1 protein-coding gene and 1 pseudogene are annotated in these 655 nt (G+C 59.1%); both read left to right on the forward strand.

Going from position 1 to position 655, the window contains the following annotated elements; translation table 11 throughout:
- Positions 1-109 (forward strand): IS3 family transposase (locus ABG80_RS21855; RefSeq protein ID WP_152987453.1); only part of this gene is annotated, 109 nt, incomplete at its 5' end.
- Positions 110-389: 280 nt separating this feature from the next.
- Positions 390-518, forward strand: a pseudogene (locus ABG80_RS21860) (amidohydrolase family protein); the annotation flags it as partial.
- Between the last annotated feature and the right edge of the window lie 137 nt (positions 519-655).

The following is a 655-nucleotide window of genomic DNA, read 5'->3' on the forward strand; positions in this document are numbered from 1 at the left end:
CGTCTGCTTGGACACATACATCCGGTGGTACAACGAGGCGCGGATCAAAGTTTCCCTTGGTGCTCGCAGCCCTGTCGGGCATCGCCAAAGCCTGGGAATCGCCGTTTAACCAGTCCAAGTTTTCTGCCGCACCCCCAAACCTGTCAACGGAAGTTGCGCCAGGCACACCGCCACGGCAGCAGACCTGAACGACAAAAGCCAACGCACCTCAAAAAGTCGACTCGCTGCCATGTCCCTCATGCGCCCCTCCATCACGTGGCACCGCAAACGGACGTAGGTTACCTTGCTTGTGAATGCTGATCGTTTCGGGTTCTCCGCACAACCGATTTCAAGGAAGGATGACCTCACCAAGAAACGTGCCGGGGCCTCCGCTTTTCGCACATGCGTCACCAGGCATCGGCCGCTTTGCCGCCACCCGCACGGGCGTGGCGCACTGCCCCTGCAGCAACATGCGCCTGGCCTCGGGCATCGCGCCCGTGCGCCGCATGCTCAACGCCGGCGTGCCCGTGGGCCTGGGCGCCCGAGTTCGACACCAAAATGCCGATTTCGCATTTTTGGTGAAGCCGCTTCCATGTGAATCAACGACTTATGCACATTTTTGCGGAAGTTTTGTAGTGGCAACTGCATGAATGCTTTGTAGTGGCGCAATTGGGGT

Origin of the sequence: Aquabacterium parvum (assembly GCF_001447195.1) — a bacterium.
Taxonomy (GTDB): Bacteria; Pseudomonadota; Gammaproteobacteria; order Burkholderiales; family Burkholderiaceae_C; genus Aquabacterium; species Aquabacterium parvum.